This window comes from Bacillus sp. RE35 (assembly GCF_052146655.1).
Classification (GTDB): domain Bacteria; phylum Bacillota; class Bacilli; order Bacillales; family Bacillaceae_G; genus Bacillus_A; species Bacillus_A cereus.
The window spans coordinates 461,492-487,571 of sequence record NZ_CP197377.1 but is presented as its reverse complement, the minus strand read 5'-3'; the positions used below and the strand labels follow the sequence as shown (position 1 = coordinate 487,571).

The following is a 26,080-nucleotide window of genomic DNA, read 5'->3' as shown; positions in this document are numbered from 1 at the left end:
TGGGACATCCTCTTATCTCATTATTTATACGTGTTTTTTCATATCATCGGCAACAGATTCAACATTTGTACCTACGATAACTTGTACACTAGTATTACTTAATTTCATAACACCTTTTGCACCAGCACGTTTTAATGCTGCTTCATTTACTTGACCAGCATCTTTTACTTGTAAGCGTAGACGTGTTGCACAGTTATCAATAACTGTTAAGTTTTCTTTTCCGCCTAAAGCTGCTACGTAAGTTTCACCAATTGAACCTGCAACTGGTGCATCACCATCTTCAACTAACTCATCGTCATCTTCACGACCAGGAGTTTTTAAATCGAACTTCTTAATTAAGAAGTAGAATACTATGAAATAAATTGCTGCGTAAATTAAACCGATACCTGCTAGTAAGACTGGTTTTGTTGCAATACCGAAGTTTAAAGCATAATCGATTGCACCGGCACTAAATGAGAAACCATCATGAATGCCAAGTGATGTTGTAATGAATAAAGAAAGACCTGTTAGTACAGCATGAATACCATATAATACTGGTGATAAGAACATGAATGAGAATTCAATAGGCTCTGTAATACCAGTTAAGAATGAAGTTAATGCTAGACCAGCTAACATACCAGTAACTGCTTTACGCTTTTCTGGTTTAGCAGCTGCAATCATTGCGAAACATGCTGCTGGTAAACCGAACATCATAACTGGGAAGAAACCAGTCATAAACATACCTGCTGTTTTGTCACCTGCAAGGAAACGAGCAATATCACCATTAACAACATTACCTGCTGCATTTGTAAAGTCCCCAAATACAAACCAGAAGTATGTGTTCATTACGTGGTGTAAACCAATTGGGATTAATAAACGGTTTAATAAACCAAATAATCCTGAACCAATTGCACCTAAATTAACAATTCCATGAGCTAATGCATCAATACCATTTTGAATTGTTGGCCAAATTTGTGCAAATAGAATTCCTAATATCAGCATCACAACTGATGTAACAATTGGAACGAAACGTTTTCCAGCAAAGAAACCTAACCATTCTGGAAGTTTAATCTTATGGAATTTATTATAAAGAAGTCCTGCTATAACACCAACAATAATACCACCTAAAACTTTCATATCTACTTTAGTCGATAATTCAGCAGCCTTAGATACTTGTGTCATTGTATCCGCAAGCTTAGATGGATCTACATTTGCGCTATTACCTATTAAATCTTGGACTTTACCTAATTTACCTTGTAATTCAGCAGTTGAATACCCTTTGCTAAGTGCATCAATACTATTTTTCATAACAAGATAACCAATTGCACCTGCAAGACCTGCTGCACCACTACCATCCACTGAAAGACCGATTGCAATACCAATTGCAAAAATAAGTGCTAAGTTATCAAAAACTGCTGCGCCGGCCTGTGCCATAACAGGAATATCAAATACATCTGGTTGCCCTAAACGAAGCAATAATCCTGCTGCTGGTAGTACTGCGATCGGAAGCATTAAAGCTTTACCAATACGTTGTAAAAACTGCAACATTTTAATTCCCCCTAATTTAATTTATGAAATCGTTATCATTATAAGTACGCTTTAGAAAACGCTTTCTATTACATAACCATAATAACATATAGTTGTATAGATGTGTAGTTTTTATTTCCGAACTTTTTATGGATAAATCTCCCATTTCCAAACTGTTATATAAAAGGAAAATTCTCCTTTTTAAAATACAGAATACTCGAAACGAAAGACCTATTATAGCACATTGAACTTTCGTTTTATCATTCCACTTTTTCATGTTATTATTTATTTCCGAGCATATCGGGAAAAGTAAACTTAGTTAATTCAAAATAGGAGCGTTGGTACTATGCAGTGCATTGAAACAAACAACTTACAACAGTTGTTAGAACAAGTAAAACCATATACAAAAAAAGGAAAACTTGCTACTTATATCCCCGAACTAGGAAATGCAAATCCAGACGATTTAGGGATTGCCATTTTCCATAAAGAAACAGAATATATCCATGCAGGCAACTCACAAACACTATTTACTCTTCAAAGTATTTCCAAAGTAATTACACTTGCCCTTGCCCTTTTAGACCGTGGTGAAGAATATGTCTTTTCTAAAGTTGGAATGGAACCAACGGGTGACCCATTTAATTCTATTATTAAGTTAGAAACGACAAGTCCGTCCAAACCCCTTAATCCAATGATAAATGCAGGAGCATTAGCTATTACAAGCATGTTAGCAGGAAAAGATAACGAGGAAAAAATGGAACGTATTCTTCATTTTGTACGTGAAATAACAGATAATCCTACTATTAATTATTCCTCTAAAGTTGCCGATTCAGAACTAGAGACAGCTTACCTAAACCGTTCACTTTGTTATTATATGAAACAAAACGGAATTATCGATTGTGATATTGAAGAACTTATGGATTTATATACTCGTCAATGCGCAGTTGAAGTAAACTGCATCGATTTAGCACGTATCGGCTTAATTTTTGCAATGGATGGATATGATCCATATAAAAAGAAACAAATCATCCCTAAACATATTACAAAAATTTGCAAAACATTTATGGTCACATGTGGTATGTATAACGAATCTGGTGAATTTGCAATTCGTGTTGGTATTCCTGCAAAAAGTGGTGTAGCCGGTGGTATTTTTGGCTGCGTAAAAGGAGACATGGGAATCGGTATTTTCGGACCAGCTTTAGATGCAAACGGAAATAGTATTGCTGGTTTTAAAATTCTTGAACTTCTTTCTGCTCAAGAAGGTTGGAGTATTTTTTAATCGCGAGTTATCCTGCTATACTAGCAGGATTTTTTATTTCGCCAAAACCTCCCTTTTGTCAGTTATCAATACTCTTACAAAAACAGTGCTGAAAGTTTCTCTATATCATGCATATTTGTTCCCCCCTCCTGAATAATATAGTACAACCTAGCGCTATATGTGGAGGTGTGAAAGATGAAACTAATATTTCAAATGGGAAAACAACCTGTTCTTGAAAAAACAATCCTTCTTTTTATATTGAGTATTGTAGAAAGCTTGAAGTTAAAAGTTGTTTCACTCGACGAAGCTCACCGATACATATTCAATTTAGAAGTACTTGAATTATTAATGGATCGGAACATCGATGATCAAGTACTTGAACTTATTCATTTCGGGATGGGACTTGAAGACATTTATCATGTGCTTCCTGAAGAACTTGAGCATACGATTGAGGAATTAAAGTGGCTTTGCATTCAAGTATTAAGTGAGTACAGTATGCATGAAGAATCCGAACAATTAATTGAAGATATACGGTAAAAAAGCACCTATGTAGGTGCTTTTAATGTTTTTTTAAACTATTTTTATACGCCTCAATATTTACTGGTAGCTCTTCCTCTTCCAAAGTATGTTCATTTACATCTTTATGAATGAACGCACCTTTAGGTGGTTGATGATCATGCCCTTTTTTCTTATGATCAAATGCTTTCCCGCGTCCCATACAAATCCCCCTTTCTTAAAAGAAATCCGTATTAGTATGGAGAAAAGTACGTCGATATATGCAATCTCTTGCTGTATTTCCAAGGAAATACTCGAACCTTGTTTTCTACTCTCCTTACAACAACTGATCAATCCCAATAAGAATTAATAACACTCCTGCGATAACTGTCGCCCATTTCCCTAGGTATTCTGCTAAAAATCGTTTCCCTACATACGCAAAACTACTAATACAAATAAAACTAAACACCCCTGAAATAGTTGCTGTAAGCCAAAGGTTCAGGTTTGTTACTCCAGCATCAAATCCACCTGCAATATTATTAATAGACAACGCAATCCCTAATACAATTGCTTCTGAAAAACTAATTGTTTTAGAACCATCAAAATCTGCTTTTTCTGGATCACGTAAAATTCCCATAAGTACATTACCATCTTTAGAGCCTACGGTATTTCTTTGCCCCAAGAAAGGCTGGCACAAAATAAACACCCCGATTATCCCTAAAACGATTGCTCCAATCAGGTTTGCTGTAAACTCTGAAATAAATAACGCAATCCAGTTCCCAAAAAATCCAGCTAATAAAGTAAATAAAAACCCAAAAAATGCGATGATAAAATTGTTGAACCACGAAATTCTAATTTTACGAATGCCATATGCAATCCCAACACCTGCATTATCTAAATTAGAAGCAATCCCGATTAAAAAAATTGAAAATAGACCTGCCGTACTCATAAATAGCCACCCCTTTTCCTCACTTTTCCATGCATCTTATGAAAATGTTGAGCAACTGTGCCTGTCTGTTTCATATACATGTAATAAATGCTCAACATTTTTTCAACAATAAAAAGGAGTGCCTTCGCTATGCCTAAAGAAAATCCAAATGAGCGGCTTAGTAGATTAATAAAAAAACTTTTAAAAGAACGTGCCTTATCTATGCGCCAACTCGGAATGCTTACAAATATTGATCCCGCAACAATCTCAAGAATTATGAATGGTAAACAACCGCCAAAACAAAAACACCTACAAAAATTCGCAGAATGTCTGCAAGTTCCACCCCAATTGTTATTTGATGAAATGTATCCTGATTCTCCTCACATTAATAAAGAAAAGACGGATATGTACACATCTCTTGATACCATTCAGCAAACTCTGCAATCCTCTAACTTATTCGATTTCGATTACACTACAACTCGCGTAAAACAAGAACTCGAAAATTACGAACGCTATGCCCAGACAACAGAAGGCGAAAAACGTATTCATGACAGTTTTGCAAGCAAATTAGAGCAAATTGATAGTGCTGGTCCTTTTATTGAACAATTAACAGATATGTATCAACAATTTTGTAATGAAACCATTTCAAAAGAAGAACGTGCAGTTCTTGGGAGCGCATTACTTTATTTCATATTATCGACAGATATTATTCCCGACTATCTCTTTCCAATTGGCTATTTAGATGATGCGATTGCCGTTGAATTAGCGAAAGAGAAATTAATTGAAATGAAACGAAAGACATAGAAAAATAAAGAACTATTTCAGTTGTTTATATTCAACACTGAAATAGTTCAATAAAAAATCGTACAAGTATACATACTCGTACGATTTTACTGTACAAATCTATTTTTCCGTGTGGCACCATTCATATATAAATGCTGTTATTACTTTTGTAAATTCAATTAACTGCTCTACTTCTACTTTCTCATTTATTGAATGAGCTTCCTCTAATGTGCCTGGTCCGTAAATAACAGCCGGAATATGAAATTCACTAAACCAACCACCATCCGTTACCGTTGCAGACATATCTAAAATTGCGTTTTTAGAAAGAATTGATTCATGTACTGAGCTAAGCGTTTTTACAGCTGTATGTTCACTATCTATTTCTAAAGAAGGGAAAATTTCGCCACGATCCACAATCATTGATTCTCCGCCCCACTTAAATTGTGGTGGATTTTCACTTAGCCATGGATCGGCAGCTGCTACTTTACCGATATACTCTTCAATTTCTTTTATTATTTGTTCATGTGTTTCATTCGGATAAAAGTGCACTGTTATCCATAACCGGCACTCATCCGCAATAAAAGCTGCATGTCTTCCACCCTCAATAACAGCTGGATTAATTGTTGTTGTTCCAGACGGATAGCCTTCATATGTTTTCATAACTGCCCAATGACGCTCTAATTCTTGCAAACTTTGCACAATTTTCATCATTTTTTCAATTGCACTCGCTCCAAATAAACGTCCTCCAGCATGAATCATTTGCCTACGCGTTGCATCATGAAACGTTTGAGGGCTTTTCACAGTAATCCAGCCAGTAATTACGCCGCCCTGTCCTTGCATATGTAAATTACTCGTATCCACTACGACTGCAAAATCAGCATCATAACCTCTTTTGCAGCATTGAAGTGTACCAGCTTCTCCAACTTCTTCTCCAATTACGGATTGAAAGATTAAATCTCCAGGTAATTCAATACCAGCTTCTTGTAATAGCTGAATAGCAAATAGCGCTCCAGCTAGTCCCCCTTTCATATCAGCTGCACCACGTCCAACTAACCAACCATCTTTTATAAATGGCTCAAACGGATTTGTTTCCCACGCCTCATCTGCCGATACTTCAGCTACATCCATATGTCCATTAATAATAAGACTTTTATATGAGTCACTTTTTGCCCCTTTTTTCACACCAACAACGTTCGGATCATTAGGATATACATCCCATTTATCAACACTAAAATTTTGTTCTCTTAGAAACTCTGCAACAAATTGTTGTGCCTCATTTGTATTTCTCGCCGGCGGTGCTGGTGTTTCAAAACGAATTAAATTCTTTGTAAGCTCTAGTAACTCATCTTTTCGTAAATCAATCTGCTCTAATAGCTGTGAAACTTTTTCATTCATCGCTAATTCCCCTTTACATACGTAGTATGTTTCCAACTTTATTTTCACAAAAAAAGAGACTGTTTACAAATCTTACAGTCTCCAAATTAATTCATATTAGAAGCTCTCTACTTCCGTCGTATTTGTCTTTTCAATATGTTCTACTTTACGTGCCTTATTTCTTGTCGCACGGTAAAACAGTAAACAAACAATCATAAATGGAATTCCGCAATACAATGCCATTCTTTGCTCTGGAATAAAGGCCATACCAATAATTACTGTTACATTTAATACTAGTGCAAGCAGTGGTACGAATGGATACAGAGGTGTTTTAAATTTCAATTCTTTCACATCCCCGCCCTGCTTTATGTATGACCTCCTAGCTAATAAGTTAGATAGAGCAATAGATGCCCAAACTAATATCGCCCCGAACCCGGCAATAGAAAGTAGCCATAAATAAACTGTATCTTCCGCATAAATACCTGATAGTAATGAAAGGCAACCTACAATTGTACTTACAATCAATGCATAAATAGGAACACCGTTTTTAGATAACTTACCAAAAATCGGACTAATCATTCCTTGATTAGACATAGACCATAGCATACGAGAAGTTGCATATAACCCTGAATTCGCAACGGATAGCACTGCTGTAATGATAACAAAATTTATAATATCTGCTGCATAAGGAATACCAATTTTATCAAATACAACTACAAATGGACTTTCAATTACTCCCGCTTGTTGCCAAGGGAATAGTCCAGCAAGAATAAAAATAGATAGTACAAAGAAAACAAGTATACGCCAAACTGTATTGTTAATTGCCTTCGGGATTGTTTTCTCTGGATTTTCACTCTCACCTGCTGCAATACCAACTAATTCTGTTCCTTGGAAAGAGAAATTAACTGCAATCATCGTAATTAAAATGGCTGATAATCCATTGGGGAACAATCCACCATAATCAGTAAAACTAGAGAACATCGGTGCTGGTTCATTTCCTTTCATATCTAGAAAACCAAACATTGCTGCCCCACCTAAAATAATAAATGCAATAATCGTAATTACTTTAATACTTGCAAACCAAAATTCAACTTCCGCAAAACTTCTTGAAGATAACGCATTAATAGCAAAGAGGAGTACCGCAAACACTACGCACCAAATCCATGAAGGTACATCAGGAAACCATCGTTTCATTAAAATACTAACTGCAATTAGTTCAATCCCTATCGTAGCTGACCAGTTTAACCATGACATCCATCCAACTACATAACCTGCTGCAGGAGAAATATGCTTTGTCGCATACGTTTGATAAGATCCTGCGTCAGGCATTGCAACAGCTAACTCTCCAAGACAGAGCATCGTTAAATACATAACAAATCCTCCAACAAGATATGCTACAATCGCTCCTCCAGGCCCAGCTTCATGAATTGTATACCCAGATCCTAAAAAAAGACCGGTACCAATAACGCCTCCAAGTGCAATCATAAATATGTGCCTGCTTTTCAATTCTCTTTTTAATCCTTGATTTTGATTCATCATATAAATCCCCCCTTTTCACTTTGTAAACCCATTTAATGTAAGCGTTTTTAAAATTATTCACCGTAAAAATAATGATTTAAAAGAGCAAAAATACACGTCACTTACATTAATCACTGCCTGTTACTAAAAGGTCATCCCTTACTGTTATTAATAACTTTTGATCAGCAATAGCTTGTCCTTCTACTACTTCTAATGATTCAATATAACCACTGATCCCTATCTTAATTTCTACTTTCTGTTTATCTATTGTTTCAATTAATGCTAATTTCTCCCACTCATATACGTAAGAACTTTCCGTAACAAATAACTTCTCTACTTTCCCGTAACAAGGACTATACACGCATTCTATAACCGTCTTCACTTTATACACTCCTCCTTCTTATTAGTTGGTACTGAAACGTTGCATATCCCTCCTTTAGATATATCAATTATTATTTATGCAAAATGCGTACCAATCTCCAATTCCTATTTAAAATGAAGGTTTCTCAAAAAAAAAACTTCATAACCGCAAAATTTTTCTATCATTTCAGAGATTTTAAAAGGAAAATAGCAAAAAATTTTTGCGATTTTATAATAATTTTAATAAAATTATAAAAAGTCAGTCTTCATAGGGTGGAATGAGGAGAAGATAATCTATGCGTACAGAAGAAATTAATTTAAAACAGATCATTGAAATGAATATGCTATATGAAACTTTACTCAATGAACTCGACATCGGAATTCATATTATTAATGAGGAAAGTAAGACGATTATCTATAACCGTAAAATGATGGAAATTGAATCAATGGAGCGCTCAGATGTGCTATATAAAAGTCCTTTAGAAGTATTCGCATTTGAGGAAAATAAAAATAGTACTCTTATAGAGGCATTAAAATTTGGAAAAACAAAGAAAAATATAAAACAAACATATTTTAACAATAAAGGACAAGAAATTACAACGATTAACGATACTTTCCCTATAATAGAAAATGGAAAAATTAAAGGCGCTATTGAAATATCAAAAGAAATTAGTAACTTAAAGCAAACGATAAAAATAGGTCCTTCTCGAAAACAAAGCACTAAATTTACCTTTGATCACATAATTGGTGATTCTGAAGCCATTCAATCAATCATTACAGAAGGAAAAAGAGTAATTCGTACATCTTCCTCCATACTTCTAGTAGGAGAAACAGGCACTGGTAAAGAACTATTTGCACAAAGCATCCATAATGAAAGTCAGCGTTCAACAAAACCCTTTATTTCACAAAACTGTGCCGCTATACCTGATACCTTAATGGAAAGCCTACTATTTGGCACAAATCGAGGTGCCTTTACAGGAGCAATAGATAAATCAGGCTTATTCGAAGAAGCAAACGGAGGAACTTTTTTATTAGATGAAATCAATTCATTAAACCCAATACTTCAAGCTAAGTTGCTGCGGGCTATACAAGAAAAAACAATACGAAGAATCGGAGGTACACACGAAAAAGAAATTGATGTTCGCATTATAGCAACTATCAATGAAGATCCCTTTGAAGCCATCGCACATAATCGATTAAGAGAAGACTTATATTACCGATTAAGCGTCGTTACTTTATGTCTTCCGCCTTTACGTGAAAGAAAAGAAGATATTCCAGCTCTTGTTCAGCACTTTATTGAAAAATATAATACTCAATTCGGGCTCAACGTAACCGATGTAGATGTAAATGTAAGAGAATTTTTCTATGCATACGATTGGCCTGGAAACGTACGGGAGTTGGAACATATAATTGAAGGTTCCATGAACTTGATAGAAGATGAAACCATCATTACAGCGTTTCATCTTCCTACTCACTTTCGCGAACGAATAAAAACAGAATTCAATATGCAACATGCACTAACTACTCACAATACTGATGCACCTAAAACTTTAAAACACACAATAGAAAAAATGGAAAAGAACTACATTAATCAAATTCTTAAAGAGAATCATGGCAACATCTCACAAGCTGCAAAATTTTTAGGATTAAGTAGGCAAAACTTACAATATCGAATTAAAAAACTGCATTTACACATATGAAATAAACATGTCTCCAAGTGTAAAAATGACTTGGTAAAATATGTTATAATAAACATATAACATGCTAGAAAGGGGCTATATATATGAGTAATGATAAAAAATTAAAGTTATTACAATACTTATACTTTTCCCTGCCATGCTCTGTATGATGTTATTCATTAATGCCGATGTAAGCAGCTCTCCTTATGCAAAGCTATTAGGAACAATTTTTGGCTCCTTTGCAGCTATTATGCTTGCTGCTTTTTGGAATTTGAAGATACGTATAAAAAACGAAAAATCTTCTTAATACTAAAAAAATCGAGCTACTTAGCCCGATTTTTTTATTTGCCATTAAAACTCAACATTCTCTAAATACAACCCACTTGCCTCAGCAAGACAATTAATTTGATTGCGCTGCTTTTCCTCTAAAATGTTTGGAATTGCTTCAGCATCTAATTGTCCTAATCCAACTTCAATTAATGCCCCGACAATTTTTCTTACCATATTATGAAGGAAGCCGTTACCACTTACTCTAATTTGTACAAACCCTGCCTCTTCCATCACATCAAGTGTATATACTTCTCGAACCATAGATTTTTTCTTTGATTTCGCATTTGAAAAAGCAGTAAAGTCATGTGAACCAACTAAATGTTTTGCAGCTGCTTTCATGCTTTTCACATTTAATTTTTTATTCACATGCATGCTGTATTTACGCATAAATGGATTTGTATGCTCTTCATTCCAAATTTTATACAGATATGTTTTTGCTTTAGAATTGTAACGAGCATGGAAACGATCATGTACTTCTTCCACATTCGTAATGCTAATATCGTTAGGTAAATATTGATTTAAATATTTTTTCACTTTATGTTCCACTAACTTCTCATCACTTTGAAAGTTAGCAACTTGATTCAAAGCATGTACACCAGCGTCTGTTCTACTACAACCGATAATTTCAATTTCTTTTCCGACCATTTCAGATATGACGCTTTCGATTTTTCCTTGAATTGTATTATCGTTATTACCGAGACGTTGCCATCCTTTAAAACGTGCGCCGTCGTACTGAATCGTTAATTTATAATTATGCATCGTATTCTCCTTGTCTTATTGACCTAAAAATATAATCCCTCATACAGCTTTTCCATATGAGGGAACTATAACATATTGTTACTTCATTCTAAAAGGAATAAAGTAATCTATTTACTAATTACGATTCGTTCGAATCCAGGAATCTCCTAAGTATGTTCTAATTTTTAACCAACCAAATGATGTTGTAGATTCTTCAACTACAAATACCGTTTGTGGTGCAAAAGTGCCGATTGCTCTACCGAAAGGTTGATCAAATGCTGTAAACACATTTGGGACATGGTAATAAGACCCTTGTGGCGCAATCCATTTTTCTCCAACCTCAGCCTTAATTTTCTTCCAACCATTTTCTCCTTGTTGAAGTACTCTTACAGATTGGGCTGAGAATTTCACACCATGATGCATGTACTTAGGTTCATTGTATGCATAAAAATCACGATTAATATGTTCCACGTGTGGATAACGAACAATCCACTTTGGCCCTAAATACGTATTAATTAAAGACCAACCGTTTTCTTTTGTCTGCAAAATATTAACCGTTTGTGGAGCGAACCAAGCATCTGGATTTTTAGCTTCAGGGCTACTGTATGCTGCAAAATTCTGCTTCATTATTTGTGGCATTCCATTTACACTTGTCCACTTCTGCCCCAAATATGTATCAATCAAAATTTCACCTCTTAGTGTACCATCACGTGCAATAACAGTTTGAGGACTAAATACGTACTTCGCACTGTCCATATTAATCCAATCAAAAGCTTCAAAAGTTCGATTAATTTCTACTTTAGCGCCCTCTGGTGCGATAAATCCACCACTTATCTTCCACCATCCACTAGGATGTTGATTTGTAACATAAACCCTTTCTCCTGGCTGCAGTTCTTTTTTCACAGGCGAATTAAAACTACGACTTTCATATACTTTTAATGTTTTTGTTGTTTCATATGATTCCGCATGTGCAGAAGTTGCAAATAAAGAAACCATCCCAAAAACAAATAATGCCAACCATTTTTTCATAAATCTTCTCCCTTTTAGCTTATTTTCTATAGCAAATTTGCTATGTTACATCCATATTGTAATTTATTAATACAGAGTGGTCTATACAATCTGAACACTGTATATTTTTACAAATTTTTTTTGAGTGCAGCAAATAATTTCATATAATCCATACAGAAAGTATGGATATTGATTACGTAACGTGATTTATCTACTAACATAACAAAAAATGTTGATGTAGTTAACCACATCAACATTTTTAATCCTTCTTATTTCAAATTTAATCTAACTACATTCTCAACATGCGCAGTATGCGGGAACATATCAACTGGTTGCACATACTCCACTTCATAGCTCTTCATTAATGCTTGTACATCACGTGCTAATGAAGAAGGATTACAAGACACGTACACAACTTGTTTCGGCTTCACTTTTAAAATTGTTTCCAGTAATTTATCATCGCAACCTGTACGTGGTGGGTCGACAACAATTACATCTGGACGCCATCCTTCTTTTACCCATTTCGGTAACCATTGTTCAGCTTTACCTGCTTCATATTTCGTATTTGTAAATCCGTGACGCTTTGCATTTTTTCTTGCATCTGCAATTGCTTCTGGAATTACATCCATACCACGTACTTCCGCTGCATCATTTGCAAGCCAAAGACCGATTGTACCAACACCACAGTACGCATCCACAATCTTCTCGTTTCCTGTTAACGCAGCTGCTTTTTTCGCTTCATTATACAAAACAACTGTTTGCTCTGGATTCAACTGGAAGAATGCACGTGCTGATAATTCAAATGATAAATCGCCAAGTGTTTCTTGAATGACTTCTTTTCCAGCTAATTTAAATGTTTTGTCGCCAAAAATAACAGATGTTTTACGCCAGTTTACATTTTGCATAATTGATTTAACCGCTGGCATCTGTTTTTGTACTTCTGCAATAAATTGTTCTTTATTTGGTAATTCTTCTTTTGTTGTAATAAGTGTAACTTGTACTTCCCCTGTTTGAACTGCAGTACGTGTTACAATTGTGCGTACTAAACCTTTTTGTTTTTTCTCATTGTAAATAGAAACATTTAATTTTTCTAAAATACGTCTTACAACTTTTGTCGCTTCATTCGTTGCTTTATGTTGAATCATACAGTGAGCGATATCAATTAACTGATGTGAGTTTTGTTTATACAGCCCTGTAATAACCTTTTCGTCTTTACGCCCCACTTGTAATTGACTCTTATTACGATAATGCCATGGATTTTCCATGCCAAGCGTTGGGCGAATTTTCTCTTCCATACTATTTTTCATGTACTTCTCAAATGCTTGTACAACGATATCACGCTTTTGATTCAATTGTTCTTTATAATCTAAATGTTGCAGCTGACAACCGCCACACTCCTCATATACTGGACACGGTGCTTTCACACGATGCGGTGAAGCTTTACGAACTTTTTTCACTTTCGCTTCAGCGAAGCCACGCTGAATTTTCGTTGTTTCTGCAACAACTTCTTCTCCTGGTAATGCCCCTGGAATAAAAACAACTTGTCTCTTAAAATAACCAACGCCTTCTCCGTTAATCCCAAGACGTTTAATTGTCACAGGAAACGTTTGACCAACTTCCAACTTACTCTCATGTTGCTTTTGTATCATTATTACACCTCTACTCTATACTTTTCCATAAATATAACGCTGCATAACTGCAGTATGGTTCACACTCTTGTTTCACTTTTTCTAAAAATGCATCATCAGGTTTATCATCTAATTGAAATATACCTTGCACTGCACGCTGAATCCCAATGTCCGCTTTCGGGAACATATTTTTCCGTCCAAGCCCAAACATTAAAAAGTTTTGCACTGTCCATGCACCAATTCCCCTAATTGGCAACAATTGTGCTGAAATGTCTTCTTCCGTCCCATTTTCTATACTCGCTAAATTTAATGTACCACTGACAATACTTCGACCTAATCCTACTATATATTCAGCCTTTCGCTGACTAAACTTCTGCTCTCTCAATTCTTCTATTGAAATATTTGCTACTATTTCCGGAGTGGGGAAAAAGAATACACCGTTCTTCTCTGTTCCATACCGTTTCACAAATTGTTCTGTTAACACAGTAGCAAATTTCAAATTTATTTGTTGGTGAATGATACAGCGAAGCAGACAAGCAAAATAATCAAATTCTAAAATAATTGGAGTATAAGCATATGTTTCAAATAGTGGACGTAATGATGTGTTTAAAAAATGATTTTGTATATCTTGAAACGGTTCATTCCAATGAAAAATGGCCCTCATTCGTTTCATGACTTTCTCTGGATCTCCTGTCTGACTAGAAATCCAAAACTGTGGATTTTGAACAGTACCAATCCCTTGTAAGCGAACAACAACCTGTTCCTCGTCTATACAAAGCGGGATATAAATAACTTTATCATCTAATTGAATGACGTTAAGAGGATCAAAAGATAAACGTTTTAATACTTCTTCAAAATGATACGGATACTCTAACGTAACATGTTCGCTCCACATACGTTTCCCCATCCTTTTTACACATCATTATAGCATGAGAAAACCGTAAGCATACATGCTTACGGTTGATTGCCTTTTACTAAGTCATCTAGACTTTTAAAATGATACCCTTTCTCGCGCAAATCATCAATGATTTTCGCAAGTGCTTCTGCATTATCTTTTGATATTGCATGAAGTAATAAAATAGATCCTGGATGAATCATCGTCATAACATTATTATGCGCATATTGCCATCCTCTTTGCTGATCCACTTTCCAATCCAAAAATGCAAGTGACCAAAATACATTATAATAGCCCATTTCTTTCGTAAGAGCTAACGTTCTTTCACTAAATACACCGCGCGGAGGACGTACATATTTCACTTCTTTTTGCCCAGTTACTTTTTTAATTTCTTCCGTTACACTTGTTAATTCTTCACGAAGTTTCTCATCATTTACCGCTGTAAAATCAGGATGACTCCAAGAATGGTTTCCAATAATATGTCCTTCATCCTTCATTCTTAACAATAAATCTTTTTGTGTTTTAATGTAATGCCCCGTTACAAAGAAAGTTGCTGGTACTTTTTTCTCTTTTAATACATCTAATATTTTCCCTGTGTATCCATTCTCATATCCATTATCAAATGTTAAATAAATATCTTTTTTCTTCGTATCTCCTAAATAAAACCCGCCATTTTTTTGTAGTAAATCTGTATATAACTTTCCTGCATCTGGTACTGTTTCATTTTTAGGACGCGGAATTCCCCAGTTATGTGGAGTATTTGTATAAGCCAGTGCTGAAACTGGAACAAGTGCCATCATAATTGAAAAAATGAGACCGATATATAACCATTTATATTTCATAAATAGTCTCCTTTCCATATATAATCGTACTTGTAGTTTCTGTTGCTACACATTCTTTCATGCTGAACATGTTTTTCTATATATACCAAAAAAATGCATCTCGAATCATTCGAGATGCATTTTTTATTTACTTAAATACTGGCTCTTTAAAGCTAGCTAATTTTTCAAGTGATGTTTTATCAACATCTGCATGTAAGCTATTACCATGAGAGTCCATCGTTACAACTGCTTTAAACCCGTCGATACGTAAATGCCACATTGCTTCTGGAATACCAAATTGTAAGAAATCAACATCTTTCACTTCTTTAATACATTCAGCATAATATTGCGCTGCACCACCGATTGCGTTTAAATATACACCGCCGTGTTCTTCTAAAGCCGCTAATGTTTTCGCACCCATACCGCCTTTTCCAATGACAGCGCGAATACCGAATTTCTTCATAATATCGCCTTGGTACGGTTCTTCACGAATACTTGTCGTTGGACCTGCCGCTTTAATTTGCCAATTGTCATTTTCATCTTTCACAACAACTGGACCACAGTGGTAAATAATTTGTCCATTTAAATCTACTGGACAATCATTATCCATTAAATGCTTATGGATTGCGTCACGACCTGTATACATCATGCCATTAATTGTTACAACATCACCAACGCGAAGTTCACGAATTTGCTCTTCTGTAATTGGTGCTTGTAATACAATCTCACGTTGCTCTGTTTTTTCTTGTACTTCATACTGAAGTGTATCTTCACCTTCTTGATATAGCCAATCCATAATGCCTCCTGTTTCAGGATGGATTTTCACACCAAGGCGACGATATGCCCAGCAATTATACGCAACAGATACATAGAAACTAGCTGGCAAACGATTATAGACGCCAATTTTACAACCAAGTAAAGTTGTTTCTCCGCCAAATCCCATCGTACCAATGCCAAGCTTATTCGCATTTTCTAATACGTACTCTTCAAGATGTTGTAACTCTGGTACTGGATTGACATCATCTAATGTACGGAATAATTGATTTTTTGCCAATTCATAACCTGATGTGCGGTCTCCCCCGATACCAACACCAATTACACCAGCGCTACATCCTTGCCCTTGTGCTTGATATACTGCATGAAGAAGGCATTTACGAATCCCTTCTAAATCACGGCCAGCTCGTCCAAGTCCTTCTAGTTCACACGGTAAGCTATATTGAATATTTTTATTCTCACAGCCACCACCTTTTAGGATTAAACGTGCATCAATATAATCTTTTTCCCATTGTTCAAACTTAATCACCGGTGTACCTGGTCCTAAATTATTTCCACTATTATCTCCAAAAAGAGAATCAACAGAATTGGGACGAAGTTTACCATCTTTTGTCGCCCGCTCAAGCGCATTATAGATAGCTTCCTTCAACTTTAATTGATTCACACCAACTGGTGTATAAATTTTAAACGTTGGCATCCCTGTATCTTGGCAAATCGGCGAGATGTTATCATCAGCCATTTTAATATTATTTGTAATTGTGCCAAGTGCCATCGCAGAACGAGTCCCTGCATTTTCTCGCTCTTTCGCTTGTTGAATCGCACGACGAACATCTTTCGGTAAGTTCGTTGACGTTTCAACAATTAGTTGATACATGCTTTCTTGAAGCTTTTCCATTGTTACTTCCCCCTCAATTGTGAACGCTACCAAAACGTTATGAGCTGAAAATTCAATTGTTATGCTCTTTAGCTATTTATTTGTTTCACGCTATTAGAGCATAAATGAAATTTTTCACAACTTGATTATACCTCTTTTTCTATCGTCCTTCTATTACCCGAACAGAAAAAGGCTACCAAATTGGAATTGGTAGCCTTTTTAATATATTATTCGTCTTTTTTAAATTGCTCACATTTTAATTCTAATTCATCTAACATTGCAAGAAGACGATCTACATCTTCTAATTCTACTTCTTCAGGTTCAATTGTATCAATTACTTCAATGAACATATTTAAACGTTCTTTTAAATATACTAATTGTGTATCTTTATCTTGAATTGCTTTTCCCATGAAGGCACTCTCCTTTTAATTCGAGTTGCTTTTATTATACCGCAAAAACGATTGCTATGGGCATGAAATTTCATCAATTTTGTCACAGTCATCCACTATAATGTAAGCCCTCTCTCTTTCCATGCTAAAAAGTTTCACTTTATAAAAAGCACATATTCTTCTATTATAGAGAATGGACAAATTGTTATTTCAATAGTCAAAGGAGTATTTCATATGACGATATCACAAAAAATGAAGCCGATTACTCCTTCTTACGATCCATGGGAAGCGTATATGGACCTTGAAGAGTACGGCAAACTACTATTAACAAATGTTGAATTTACAACGACGACGTTATGCAACATGCGCTGTGAGCATTGCGCTGTTGGTTACACGTTACAGCCGAAAGACCCAAATCCGCTTCCGATGGATCTTTTATTAAAACGATTAGATGAGATTCCTCATTTACGTTCTTTAAGTATTACTGGCGGCGAACCTATGCTTTCAAAAAAATCCGTCGACAACTATGTAACACCACTCTTAAAATATGCCCATGAACGAGGCGTTCGCACTCAAATCAACTCTAACTTAACTATAGATTTAGCACGTTACGAACAGATTATTCCTTATTTAGACGTATTGCATATATCTCATAACTGGGGAACAATTGATGACTTCGTTGAAGGCGGATTTGCAATGATGGAGCGTAAGCCTACTTACGAACAACGTGCAAAATTATTTGAAAGAATGATTACAAATAGTAAGGCTCTATCAGATGCAGGTGTACTTGTATCGGCCGAAACAATGCTAAACAAAAGAACTCTACCACATATTGAACATATTCACCGCCAAATCGTCGAAGAGATGGGCTGTAAACGTCATGAAGTTCATCCAATGTATCCAAGTGACTTCGCGAGTAATCTAGAGATTTTAACAAAAGCTGAAATTCGTGATGCGATTGAACATTTACTAGAAATTCGCGATGAAAATGTATGGATGCTATTTGGAACTTTACCTTTCTATGCTTGTAGCGATGACGAAAAAGACATAGCTACATTTAAAAAATTGCAAGAGAGCAAAAATGTAACTGTTCGTAATGATCCAGATGGCCGTTCTCGTTTAAATGTAAATATTTTCGATGGAAATATTATTGTGACGGACTTTGGTGATGTTCCACTTCTAGGAAACATACAAACAAACACATTACAAGAAGCGTATGAAAAATGGAGCACTTCAAAAACAGCAAAATCATTAAGCTGCCACTGTCCTGCAGTAAAATGTCTTGGACCAAATGTTCTTGTAAAAAACAGCTACTATCCGACAGAAGATTTCTTATCAAAAACAGCAAACATTACATTATAAAAAAAACGTCAGCTTATAAGCTGACGTTTTTTATGTTATTGCGAGTGAGAAGAAGAAATAAATTTAAAAAACAAATGATCATGAATTGGAATTGCCGCTCCAATTCCTTGAGAAGTAATATTTTTCACAACAAGTCTTTTTTGATTTCCCTTTAATACAAGATACACTTCTCCAAATGTTACTTTTCCCTTTTCATTTACTGCTGGTGTATAAGCGTATAAATATCCAAGTTGACTCGGACTAATATTATACACACGCTCATGTCCAGTACCATAACCAATAGTTGTCTTAAACGAAAGAGGTAATTGTACTTTTTCAAGTGCTTTGAGAAGCATCATTTTTTTCACATCTGCAGCATCTTTCATATCTGCTGTTAAATCGCCTTCAACCGTCTTTTGTGTTTCTTGCTTATAGCGAAGTGGATATAAACGGTCTCCTCCGCGATTATCATACACATTTCGATTCACTTGTTTATATTCCCAATTAATCGATGTGTCTACTGATTCATAATGTAAGGCCCATTGACCTAAATAAATTTTTGCCCGATACCCTACTGCAAGTGGCGCATTTGAAATTGTCGTTTCATTAAACATCCGAATTAAGTCTGGATTTTCAATTTTAATATTAGCCGTTTTCAATAGCTCTTGAGCAAATTTACTTGGTTGTAAACGTGGCAAATCTTGCGCATCATTTGGAAATGTATTGTCTTTTGAAATATTTAAAACAGATGAAGGCATTTTTGTTCCTACTGTTGTCTTTGCAAAACTCATGTTAGGAAATAATAAAATAAACGAGACCATAGTTGAAAGACATATGCTGTATACTCGTTTCACCTGTCTGGCTCCTTCCTATGTAGGTATATATACTACTTCGTTTATTGTTTTCTCTGAGCGCAATTGTTATGCCTATTTTTCATAATAAATAAAAACCAATTCCCATAATGACATACGCCGCTAGTAAAGTGCCTCCTTCAAACCAGTTTGTATCTCCATCATTGGAAATCGCAATCGTTAAGAAAACGGCTGTAATCATAGACACAAGTTCTGGTATGGTAAATACTAAAGGCATCCTTTGCGCGAAGAACATAGATAGTAATACTAATACAGGAGCAACAAACATGGCGATTTGTAATGTAGAGCCTATTGCAATTTCAACTGCAATATTTACTTTATTTTTATAAGCCATAATAATTGCAGACGCATGTTCCGCTGCATTCCCAACAATTGCAACGATAATAACCCCTATAAATAACTCTGACCAGCCAAATGACTTTGCAACAGTTTCAAAAGTATGCACGAGTGCCTCTGACACATAAGCTACCGCTAGTGTTGCTATCGCTAAAATAAGTAGCGCCTTCCCTTTCGACCACTCTGGCTCTTCTTCATGCGCTACTTCGTCACTTTTATGTTGATATACACCACGGTGCGTAACTAACTTAAATAGTAATGCAGCAAGGTACATGATAATCATAATAATAGAAACACCTATACTTAATTGATACGTCTTGCCAGCGTCCATCTTCATTGAAAAGATCTCTGGAATAACAAAGGCCACAACAACAGCAAATATTAATAAAGCTGAATTATGCCTTGCATCATATACATTAAAACTTTGTCTTTTGTATTTAAGACCTCCAACAAAGAAGGATAACCCTCCTACTAATAATAAATTTCCAAGTACAGATCCCGTTAAAGAAGCTAACACCACTTCAATTAACCCTGCTTGAAGTGCAAAAATTGAAATGATAAGTTCAACAGCATTACCGAAAGTAGCATTTAATAATCCGCCTATTCTAGGACCAGAAACAATTGCTAGACTCTCTGTTGCTCTACCCATAAAACCAGCTAATGCGATAATCGTAACACAATACACAGCGAACATAATTGTTTCTGGCCAATGAAGTGTTTTTCCAAGTACAGATAGTGGTACACCTATAAGCGCTACTATAAGAAATATTTTATTAAACATGTTTTTCATCCTTCCATCGTATGTATTTCTCCTCAATATTATTATTATTCTTCTCCTAACTTGTCCGATTTCATCACAATTACGTTTAAAAAATCGGATTGAAGAAAACAGTATGAAAGATATTTAAATTATCTTGTTTAAACAGACAGAATTATAAATTGTGAAAAGGGGTTAAAATTATGCACTTAAAAGAAAAAATCGCAACTATTATTCAAGGTCAACGTACTGGTGTATTATCTACAGTACGAAATGAGAAACCTCATAGCGCCTTTATGATGTTTTTCCATGAAGATTTTGTACTGTATGTTGCAACAGATCGACAATCAAAAAAGATAACAGATATTGAACAAAATCCTAATGTCCATGTACTACTCGGACGAGAAGGGAAAAAATTAGATGAAGATTATATTGAAGTTGAAGGATTGGCTTCAATTGAGGAAGACTCGACATTAAAAAACAAGTTTTGGAATAATAGCTTAAAACGTTGGTTACTCGGCCCTGAAGACCCTAATTACGTATTGATAAAAATCAACCCCGACACAATTTATTACATCGATGGTGCCGGTACGACGGAGCCTGAGTTTTTACGACTATAAAATAAAACAAGCCCCCCTTAGGTGGGCTTGTTTTGTCGAAAAGTTCTTTTGAAAAAAACAATAAAATAGGTGGAACTTTCTAAAGATTCTGTTATATAATAGCATTAACTTAAATAAACTGTATTAAAACAGATTGAGAGGAGAAATAAAATTGATGAAGAGAGAAGAACGCAAAAACATGATTGAGTTTATTGAAAAGAAAAAAGGGATTGAGCGTGACGAATTACTGTTTATGACAGACGATGAAGTAGAACATATTTATAATGTAACGTACTTTTTATATGAGGAAATTGCAGAGTAGTATAATAATCCCCACCTTATTAAAAATATAAGGTGGGGATTATTTCGCTATTTAGCCCACTATTTACAGGCAGTAAAACTCCCACCTTAAAATTCAGGTGGAGCAAGAAGTTAAGTTGAAGTCATGCTTCCTATAAGCTCAATTGCTTCAACTTTATACATGAGAATCATTTTCATGTATAATACTGTAAGATTGGAGGAATTTTACTATGAGTTCGTGGCTCTTATTTGCACTATTATCAGCAATTGCTGCTGCCCTTGTATCGATTTTTGGAAAGTTTGGTTTAGACGGCATCGATGCAAACGTTGCAACAACAATTCGATCTATTATTATGGCATTATTTATGATAGGCGTTATTATCATACAAGGTAAATTTCAAAATATCGGCGACGTACTGCTAAATAAAAAAGCACTGCTATTTATCACATTAAGTGGGATTGCAGGTGCTTCTTCATGGCTATTTTATTTTCTTGCCCTCAAAACAGGAAAGGTTTCACAAGTAGCTCCTGTCGATAAATTAAGCGTCGTATTTTCTATCATTCTCGCTATGATTATCCTCGGTGAAAAGTTAAACTTTATGACCGGCGTTGGTGTAGTCTTTATTACAGCTGGTGTATTATTTATTGCTTTCAGCTAAAAAAACCGCTATTAGCGGTTTTTCTTTTTCTTTATGTACAACCATACAACACATGTAACAACTGCTGAAATTAATAAAATCCATATTCCATAATGATGTAAACTATACTCAACGAAGCGCCACTTCTCGCCTAACTTCCAGCCAAGCCCAATAAAAACACTTATCCAAATGAGCGCACCACCGTAAGCGTACAAACAAAAACGCCAAAGTGTCAAATTTGATACCCCAGCAAAATATGCTGTTAAATGACGTACGCCCGGTATAAAATAACCAATCATTAAAAGAAATGGCCCATATTTTTCAAATAAAATATGTGTTTTTTCAATGTGATGTTCTTTAATTCTAATTTTCGGCCCATATTTCTTTAAAACAGGGAGCCCAAGTTTTAAACCTAATATGTAGCTTAACGTGATCCCTAACATCGCACCAGCCATCCCACTTAAAAAAGCAGCAGTTCCTGACATAACTCCTTTTGAAACATTATAACCAACAAAGGTCAATAAAAACTCGTCTGGTATCGGTAATCCGACAATCCCACCAGCCAAAGCTATAACAATTCCAAAATAGCCATAATGCGCGATTAACTCGCCAATATGTTGTTCCATTCGGAAGACACATCCTATGCACGGTCGTTATTCCACATTGTACCCTTTCTATCTTTAAGGCAAACATGGTATACATATTCACTATACATTGTTTTTATAATGAACTCTACTTCTATTCTTTCCTTTAACAGAGATAAAGAAAAACTTTACTCAGTGGGAGTTTTGTTCATCCTCTACTAATTATTAACCTATGCCAATCTTGCTTTTACAGACATCCCGACTCCACATAACCCACTTACATTCACCAATTTTGAGATTAGATTCTTATTGCCCGCAAATAACCCGATAAAAAATAAAAATTCATATGCGTGTTTTTTTGTTACAATAAAGGAAAGTTACTTTTCGCAACGGTTTAACTCTCAAGAAAAATGATATATCTAGCAAAAACATAGTTTGGTCTATATAATGCAACTTCTACCTATTAAAAGAACATACACCCTTTTACATACAACATCATTTTTCTAAATTATACAGGGGGGAACGAACATGACCATTGAAAATCAATTTATTCAAAAAGTTTACTATAAAACATTTTTAACAGAAGAAACTTCTACTCCTGCATCGGAAGTACTCGGTGAAGCATATATAAATGAATCTAAAAATGAATTCTCCAACATTTCTAATATTCGATTTGCTCAAGGTGAATTTTATTATCAAAATAAAGATTTTGAAGCAGCTATATTTAAATGGGAAAAAGTAAATAATGCTCTTGCACTTTGGGCGACAAAAAATATTGCAGATGCTTATTTTGAACTAGGATTCTTACCAAAGGCAGAAGAAATTTATCAATCTATTCAAACGGAAGATACGACTCTTACGATGGAGGTTTCCTTACAACTTCTTTCTCTTTATATCGAACAAGATCGTTTAGGACTCGCTTTTAAGACGATTAGTGAAGCTGTTGCATTCCAACCGGATTACCCAAATATTACTGCAATTGCACGTTCTTTCTATGAAAAACAAGAAGATTGGAACAACGCTATCGAACTAGCTGTTCAAGAAGGTATCCGAACACAATCTTTACACTGGTTTGATACGTTAATAACTTACATAAACAAAGGATTTACAAAAAATATTAAGCCTGAATATTTCTATGAGTCTTTAAAAGCTCTATATGCTGTTGATCAAGCTCAATTTAAAGAACTTGTTATTGCTCTTTGGAATAGCTATCAACATGAATCCTTATACCTTCCTTGGATTCAAAGTATTAATCATTTATTCTTGCATATTGAAACAGACAATAATGACGATTGGAATGAAATCTCTACTCGCTACCAAGAAACATACTTTGCATTAATTACCGGAAATCATTTTATGCATGAATTAAACGGACTTGTACCAAATTTATTAACAAATTGGTTCAGTTTAACGAAAGCAAAAGATTCTCTAGTTGTCTCTGCAGCAGTGTTAGCATGGAATGAAGTCTCACCTACAACTTTAGAATCATTACTCGTAAAAAGTGCTGGATCCTTACTTTCTAATACATCAGCTGAAGCAGATGTAAATATGGAAACAGTTTCTCATTTATTCGAAACAATCGCTGTATGGGCTGAGAAAAATGATGTAGATTTAAGTCATCAATTTACGCTACTCGTCCATGAACTATGTGATTTAAATGTCACACCAATACTAATAGCTGGAACTAGTGACCATGATAAAACATCATTTGTTAATTCAATATTGGGAGAGAACATCTTAACTGAAACTTTAACAACTCCTATTCTATTTAAAGACGCTAGTCAAACTGAAATAACAGAATTTACCGAGTTAGATATAAGAAATATCCCTAACCTTGATGAATTCCATCAAATAACGGCTACATCTGCTCAGTCAGAACTTGAGAAAAAATGTATAGAAATTAAGCTACCAAGTAGGTTTTTAAGAAAAAATAAGTTTACATTTCTTATTACACCATCTATTCAAGGACAATTGGATAAAAACAATGCATACTTTGAATACTTACAAGCAGCAGATAGCCTTGTATACGTATTAAATTCTTCTTCACCATTGCATAGTCAAGAAATTGATACGTTAATTTATTTACGTGAACAAGTACCAAACTTACAAATTCACTTCGTATCACACACAAATAATACGACTACTGATGAAAAACTAATTAGTAAACTTAAAGTACATTTTCCAGATGCACAATTCTTCCCATACTCTCCTTCGCAAGAGAGTAGCCAGCAACTTGGAGATGTAACAGAATCTATTCTTTCTAATCTTGCAAAACGCGATATAGAAAAAGAACGTATAGAAAAGCTAATATGGTTTACGCAAAAGACAATTGCTTATCTCATAAATGAACGTGTGGAATTAGAAAATACATTAGTAAAATCCGTACGCTGGAATAAACACATCTCAGTGAAACTTACTGGATTTATTAATAACCTTACTGCTCTTGAAAAAGATAAAATTCGTTCTATTACCGAATCCTATCTTTTAACGAAAGAAGAAATTACACGAGATATACATTCTCAAATTCCTGAATTATTACAGAGCTGCTCTGATCTTGTTCAAGAAGATAGTGATTTCAAATTAGTTCATGAAGAATTAAATGCTGCAATGAATGAACGAGTTCAAAAGCATGTACAACAGGTACTTCTTCCTAAATTTACTGGGTCTATTCAAGAATGGATTGAAACAGCACATAATGAATTTATTCAAGCTCAAGCTTATTTAGATGAAATGAGTGAAACGTTTAATAAATTATATAAAGAAGAACGTATGAAACTTCCTTGCGATTTCAAATTATTAGATGATTGGAATCGAGATGTTGTACGAATGACAAATCGAATTACAGTAACGAACATCAATATTTTATTACGCTTTACACCGACACAGTTTTTCTTAAAAAGTGCCGGAAAATTATTTGGTAATATGCAAAAAAACCAATCTATGCTCGCCAACAAATATAAACAATATATTGAAACAGAAGACTATACAGAAATTGCTCACACAATTTCAAAACAATTCTTCCTTCAATTTGAAGTATTTGAAGGTGCATTAGAACGTGATATCATGATGTTCTTCAAAGATCCACTTAATATATTGAAACAAAATGTAGATGCAGCTCAACTTGAGATAAAGGAAGACGAGCAAACATTAGCAACGCTAAGAAGCAATCCAGAAACATATCATGATCCTTTGGCGTTATTTAAACTACAATTGCTACAACATAAATTCGTTTTAAGTACTACAAAGAAACATGAAGATATTTTTGTATCAAACGAATCTCCTACTGTTTAACAAAAAA

The 26,080-nt window shown here is 34.9% G+C and carries 25 protein-coding genes and 2 pseudogenes; 10 read left to right on the top strand and 17 right to left on the bottom strand.

The annotated features are described in order from the left end of the window. Positions 1-24: 24 nt before the first annotated feature. Together nagE and ACTL4X_RS02525 are read right to left on the bottom strand one after the other, a co-directional pair. Positions 25-1,527 (bottom strand): N-acetylglucosamine-specific PTS transporter subunit IIBC, encoded by a 1,503-nt coding sequence (gene nagE / locus ACTL4X_RS02530; RefSeq protein ID WP_000938900.1) that lies wholly within the window; start codon positions 1,525-1,527, stop codon positions 25-27. Positions 1,528-1,653: 126 nt separating this feature from the next. Continuing rightward, positions 1,654-1,783 (bottom strand): annotated as a pseudogene (locus ACTL4X_RS02525) (transcriptional regulator). Positions 1,784-1,852: 69 nt separating this feature from the next. On the opposite strand from ACTL4X_RS02525, the gene glsA reads away from it, so the two are divergent. Beyond that, positions 1,853-2,782, top strand: a complete 930-nt coding sequence (gene glsA, locus ACTL4X_RS02520) for a glutaminase A (RefSeq protein ID WP_001149850.1) — start codon at positions 1,853-1,855, stop codon at positions 2,780-2,782. Positions 2,783-2,956: 174 nt separating this feature from the next. Next, on the top strand, positions 2,957-3,298 hold the full coding sequence (locus ACTL4X_RS02515) for a DUF3969 family protein (protein ID WP_000766604.1): 342 nt from the start codon (positions 2,957-2,959) through the stop codon (positions 3,296-3,298). Between the two features lie 22 nt (positions 3,299-3,320). On the opposite strand, the gene ACTL4X_RS02510 is transcribed toward ACTL4X_RS02515, so the two are convergent. Continuing rightward, a complete protein-coding gene (locus ACTL4X_RS02510) occupies positions 3,321-3,479 on the bottom strand; it encodes a hypothetical protein (RefSeq protein WP_000532409.1) in 159 nt (52 codons plus the stop codon). 114 nt (positions 3,480-3,593) lie between these two features. Then, a complete protein-coding gene (gene ytaF, locus ACTL4X_RS02505; protein WP_000100726.1) occupies positions 3,594-4,205 on the bottom strand; it encodes a sporulation membrane protein YtaF in 612 nt (203 codons plus the stop codon). A gap of 129 nt (positions 4,206-4,334) precedes the next feature. Here ytaF and ACTL4X_RS02500 point away from each other — a divergent pair, with 129 nt between their 5' ends. After that, entirely contained in the window at positions 4,335-4,988 is a 654-nt protein-coding gene (locus tag ACTL4X_RS02500) for a helix-turn-helix domain-containing protein (protein WP_025687072.1), read from the top strand. A 99-nt stretch (positions 4,989-5,087) separates the two neighbouring features. Here ACTL4X_RS02500 and ACTL4X_RS02495 read toward each other — a convergent pair whose 3' ends face one another. The 3 genes from ACTL4X_RS02495 to ACTL4X_RS02485 form a co-directional block, all read right to left on the bottom strand. Then, positions 5,088-6,410 (bottom strand): acetylornithine deacetylase, encoded by a 1,323-nt coding sequence (locus ACTL4X_RS02495; RefSeq protein WP_141551361.1) that lies wholly within the window; start codon positions 6,408-6,410, stop codon positions 5,088-5,090. Positions 6,411-6,458: 48 nt separating this feature from the next. After that, complete coding sequence (locus ACTL4X_RS02490; protein ID WP_000981867.1) at positions 6,459-7,880, bottom strand: amino acid permease; 1,422 nt, start codon at positions 7,878-7,880, stop codon at positions 6,459-6,461. A 106-nt stretch (positions 7,881-7,986) separates the two neighbouring features. Next, positions 7,987-8,241, bottom strand: coding sequence for a biotin/lipoyl-containing protein (locus tag ACTL4X_RS02485; protein WP_000859480.1), 255 nt, complete (start codon positions 8,239-8,241; stop codon positions 7,987-7,989). Positions 8,242-8,515: 274 nt separating this feature from the next. Here ACTL4X_RS02485 and ACTL4X_RS02480 point away from each other — a divergent pair, with 274 nt between their 5' ends. Together ACTL4X_RS02480 and ACTL4X_RS02475 are read left to right on the top strand one after the other, a co-directional pair. Continuing rightward, positions 8,516-9,919 carry a sigma-54 interaction domain-containing protein gene (locus ACTL4X_RS02480; protein WP_086692290.1) on the top strand — a complete coding sequence of 468 codons (1,404 nt, stop codon included), beginning with the start codon at positions 8,516-8,518 and terminating at the stop codon, positions 9,917-9,919. Positions 9,920-10,002: 83 nt separating this feature from the next. After that, positions 10,003-10,205 (top strand): annotated as a pseudogene (locus ACTL4X_RS02475) (hypothetical protein). 44 nt (positions 10,206-10,249) lie between these two features. Here the strand turns inward: ACTL4X_RS02475 and truA are convergent. The 7 genes from truA to ACTL4X_RS02440 all read right to left on the bottom strand — a co-directional run bounded on the left by truA (position 10,250) and on the right by ACTL4X_RS02440 (position 17,376). Next, positions 10,250-10,987 carry a tRNA pseudouridine(38-40) synthase TruA gene (truA, locus tag ACTL4X_RS02470; protein WP_000553118.1) on the bottom strand — a complete coding sequence of 246 codons (738 nt, stop codon included), beginning with the start codon at positions 10,985-10,987 and terminating at the stop codon, positions 10,250-10,252. Between the two features lie 114 nt (positions 10,988-11,101). After that, positions 11,102-11,995 carry an S-layer protein gene (locus ACTL4X_RS02465; RefSeq protein ID WP_000758930.1) on the bottom strand — a complete coding sequence of 298 codons (894 nt, stop codon included), beginning with the start codon at positions 11,993-11,995 and terminating at the stop codon, positions 11,102-11,104. Between the two features lie 248 nt (positions 11,996-12,243). Then, entirely contained in the window at positions 12,244-13,623 is a 1,380-nt protein-coding gene (gene rlmD / locus ACTL4X_RS02460; RefSeq protein WP_000615207.1) for a 23S rRNA (uracil(1939)-C(5))-methyltransferase RlmD, read from the bottom strand. Between the two features lie 10 nt (positions 13,624-13,633). Next, a complete protein-coding gene (locus ACTL4X_RS02455) occupies positions 13,634-14,497 on the bottom strand; it encodes a DNA-3-methyladenine glycosylase family protein (protein ID WP_086403640.1) in 864 nt (287 codons plus the stop codon). A 59-nt stretch (positions 14,498-14,556) separates the two neighbouring features. Next, entirely contained in the window at positions 14,557-15,339 is a 783-nt protein-coding gene (pdaA, locus tag ACTL4X_RS02450; protein ID WP_000875956.1) for a delta-lactam-biosynthetic de-N-acetylase, read from the bottom strand. Between the two features lie 127 nt (positions 15,340-15,466). Beyond that, positions 15,467-16,987 (bottom strand): class I fumarate hydratase, encoded by a 1,521-nt coding sequence (gene fumA, locus ACTL4X_RS02445; RefSeq protein ID WP_441394978.1) that lies wholly within the window; start codon positions 16,985-16,987, stop codon positions 15,467-15,469. 206 nt (positions 16,988-17,193) lie between these two features. Next, positions 17,194-17,376, bottom strand: coding sequence for an SE1561 family protein (locus ACTL4X_RS02440; protein WP_000513558.1), 183 nt, complete (start codon positions 17,374-17,376; stop codon positions 17,194-17,196). A gap of 213 nt (positions 17,377-17,589) precedes the next feature. Here ACTL4X_RS02440 and yfkAB point away from each other — a divergent pair, with 213 nt between their 5' ends. Further along, complete coding sequence (yfkAB, locus tag ACTL4X_RS02435; RefSeq protein ID WP_000156016.1) at positions 17,590-18,717, top strand: radical SAM/CxCxxxxC motif protein YfkAB; 1,128 nt, start codon at positions 17,590-17,592, stop codon at positions 18,715-18,717. A gap of 35 nt (positions 18,718-18,752) precedes the next feature. Here the strand turns inward: yfkAB and ACTL4X_RS02430 are convergent, their stop codons facing one another. Both ACTL4X_RS02430 and cax read right to left on the bottom strand, forming a co-directional pair. After that, a complete protein-coding gene (locus ACTL4X_RS02430) occupies positions 18,753-19,550 on the bottom strand; it encodes a YfkD famly protein (protein ID WP_002083605.1) in 798 nt (265 codons plus the stop codon). Positions 19,551-19,629: 79 nt separating this feature from the next. Beyond that, positions 19,630-20,685, bottom strand: coding sequence for a calcium/proton exchanger (gene cax, locus ACTL4X_RS02425; RefSeq protein ID WP_000482137.1), 1,056 nt, complete (start codon positions 20,683-20,685; stop codon positions 19,630-19,632). 179 nt (positions 20,686-20,864) lie between these two features. On the opposite strand from cax, the gene ACTL4X_RS02420 reads away from it, so the two are divergent. The 3 genes from ACTL4X_RS02420 (at position 20,865) to ACTL4X_RS02410 (ending at position 22,219) form a co-directional block, all read left to right on the top strand. Next, positions 20,865-21,281 (top strand): pyridoxamine 5'-phosphate oxidase family protein, encoded by a 417-nt coding sequence (locus ACTL4X_RS02420; RefSeq protein ID WP_000550220.1) that lies wholly within the window; start codon positions 20,865-20,867, stop codon positions 21,279-21,281. A gap of 154 nt (positions 21,282-21,435) precedes the next feature. Beyond that, positions 21,436-21,582 carry a BH0509 family protein gene (locus tag ACTL4X_RS02415; protein ID WP_000817786.1) on the top strand — a complete coding sequence of 49 codons (147 nt, stop codon included), beginning with the start codon at positions 21,436-21,438 and terminating at the stop codon, positions 21,580-21,582. Between the two features lie 208 nt (positions 21,583-21,790). Beyond that, positions 21,791-22,219 (top strand): EamA family transporter, encoded by a 429-nt coding sequence (locus ACTL4X_RS02410; RefSeq protein ID WP_000100295.1) that lies wholly within the window; start codon positions 21,791-21,793, stop codon positions 22,217-22,219. 11 nt (positions 22,220-22,230) lie between these two features. Here ACTL4X_RS02410 and ACTL4X_RS02405 read toward each other — a convergent pair whose 3' ends face one another. Continuing rightward, positions 22,231-22,824 carry a DedA family protein gene (locus tag ACTL4X_RS02405; protein WP_000434878.1) on the bottom strand — a complete coding sequence of 198 codons (594 nt, stop codon included), beginning with the start codon at positions 22,822-22,824 and terminating at the stop codon, positions 22,231-22,233. Positions 22,825-23,310: 486 nt separating this feature from the next. Here ACTL4X_RS02405 and ACTL4X_RS02400 point away from each other — a divergent pair, with 486 nt between their 5' ends. Next, positions 23,311-26,073, top strand: a complete 2,763-nt coding sequence (locus ACTL4X_RS02400) for a tetratricopeptide repeat protein (protein ID WP_000151418.1) — start codon at positions 23,311-23,313, stop codon at positions 26,071-26,073. The last annotated feature ends 7 nt before the right edge of the window (positions 26,074-26,080 follow it).

Excerpts from the sequence above, each read along its gene's own strand:
- nagE (WP_000938900.1), bottom strand. The coding sequence starts at position 1,527 with ATGTTGCAGTTTTTACAACGTATTGGTAAAGCTTTAATGCTTCCGATC.
- glsA (WP_001149850.1), top strand. The coding sequence starts at position 1,853 with ATGCAGTGCATTGAAACAAACAACTTACAACAGTTGTTAGAACAAGTA.
- ACTL4X_RS02515 (WP_000766604.1), top strand. The coding sequence starts at position 2,957 with ATGAAACTAATATTTCAAATGGGAAAACAACCTGTTCTTGAAAAAACA.
- ACTL4X_RS02510 (WP_000532409.1), bottom strand. The coding sequence starts at position 3,479 with ATGGGACGCGGGAAAGCATTTGATCATAAGAAAAAAGGGCATGATCAT.
- ytaF (WP_000100726.1), bottom strand. The coding sequence starts at position 4,205 with ATGAGTACGGCAGGTCTATTTTCAATTTTTTTAATCGGGATTGCTTCT.
- ACTL4X_RS02500 (WP_025687072.1), top strand. The coding sequence starts at position 4,335 with ATGCCTAAAGAAAATCCAAATGAGCGGCTTAGTAGATTAATAAAAAAA.
- ACTL4X_RS02490 (WP_000981867.1), bottom strand. The coding sequence starts at position 7,880 with ATGATGAATCAAAATCAAGGATTAAAAAGAGAATTGAAAAGCAGGCAC.
- ACTL4X_RS02480 (WP_086692290.1), top strand. The coding sequence starts at position 8,516 with ATGCGTACAGAAGAAATTAATTTAAAACAGATCATTGAAATGAATATG.
- truA (WP_000553118.1), bottom strand. The coding sequence starts at position 10,987 with ATGCATAATTATAAATTAACGATTCAGTACGACGGCGCACGTTTTAAA.
- ACTL4X_RS02465 (WP_000758930.1), bottom strand. The coding sequence starts at position 11,995 with ATGAAAAAATGGTTGGCATTATTTGTTTTTGGGATGGTTTCTTTATTT.
- rlmD (WP_000615207.1), bottom strand. The coding sequence starts at position 13,623 with ATGATACAAAAGCAACATGAGAGTAAGTTGGAAGTTGGTCAAACGTTT.
- ACTL4X_RS02455 (WP_086403640.1), bottom strand. The coding sequence starts at position 14,497 with ATGTGGAGCGAACATGTTACGTTAGAGTATCCGTATCATTTTGAAGAA.
- pdaA (WP_000875956.1), bottom strand. The coding sequence starts at position 15,339 with ATGAAATATAAATGGTTATATATCGGTCTCATTTTTTCAATTATGATG.
- fumA (WP_441394978.1), bottom strand. The coding sequence starts at position 16,987 with ATGGAAAAGCTTCAAGAAAGCATGTATCAACTAATTGTTGAAACGTCA.
- ACTL4X_RS02440 (WP_000513558.1), bottom strand. The coding sequence starts at position 17,376 with ATGGGAAAAGCAATTCAAGATAAAGATACACAATTAGTATATTTAAAA.
- yfkAB (WP_000156016.1), top strand. The coding sequence starts at position 17,590 with ATGACGATATCACAAAAAATGAAGCCGATTACTCCTTCTTACGATCCA.
- cax (WP_000482137.1), bottom strand. The coding sequence starts at position 20,685 with ATGTTTAATAAAATATTTCTTATAGTAGCGCTTATAGGTGTACCACTA.
- ACTL4X_RS02420 (WP_000550220.1), top strand. The coding sequence starts at position 20,865 with ATGCACTTAAAAGAAAAAATCGCAACTATTATTCAAGGTCAACGTACT.
- ACTL4X_RS02415 (WP_000817786.1), top strand. The coding sequence starts at position 21,436 with ATGAAGAGAGAAGAACGCAAAAACATGATTGAGTTTATTGAAAAGAAA.
- ACTL4X_RS02410 (WP_000100295.1), top strand. The coding sequence starts at position 21,791 with ATGAGTTCGTGGCTCTTATTTGCACTATTATCAGCAATTGCTGCTGCC.
- ACTL4X_RS02405 (WP_000434878.1), bottom strand. The coding sequence starts at position 22,824 with ATGGAACAACATATTGGCGAGTTAATCGCGCATTATGGCTATTTTGGA.
- ACTL4X_RS02400 (WP_000151418.1), top strand. The coding sequence starts at position 23,311 with ATGACCATTGAAAATCAATTTATTCAAAAAGTTTACTATAAAACATTT.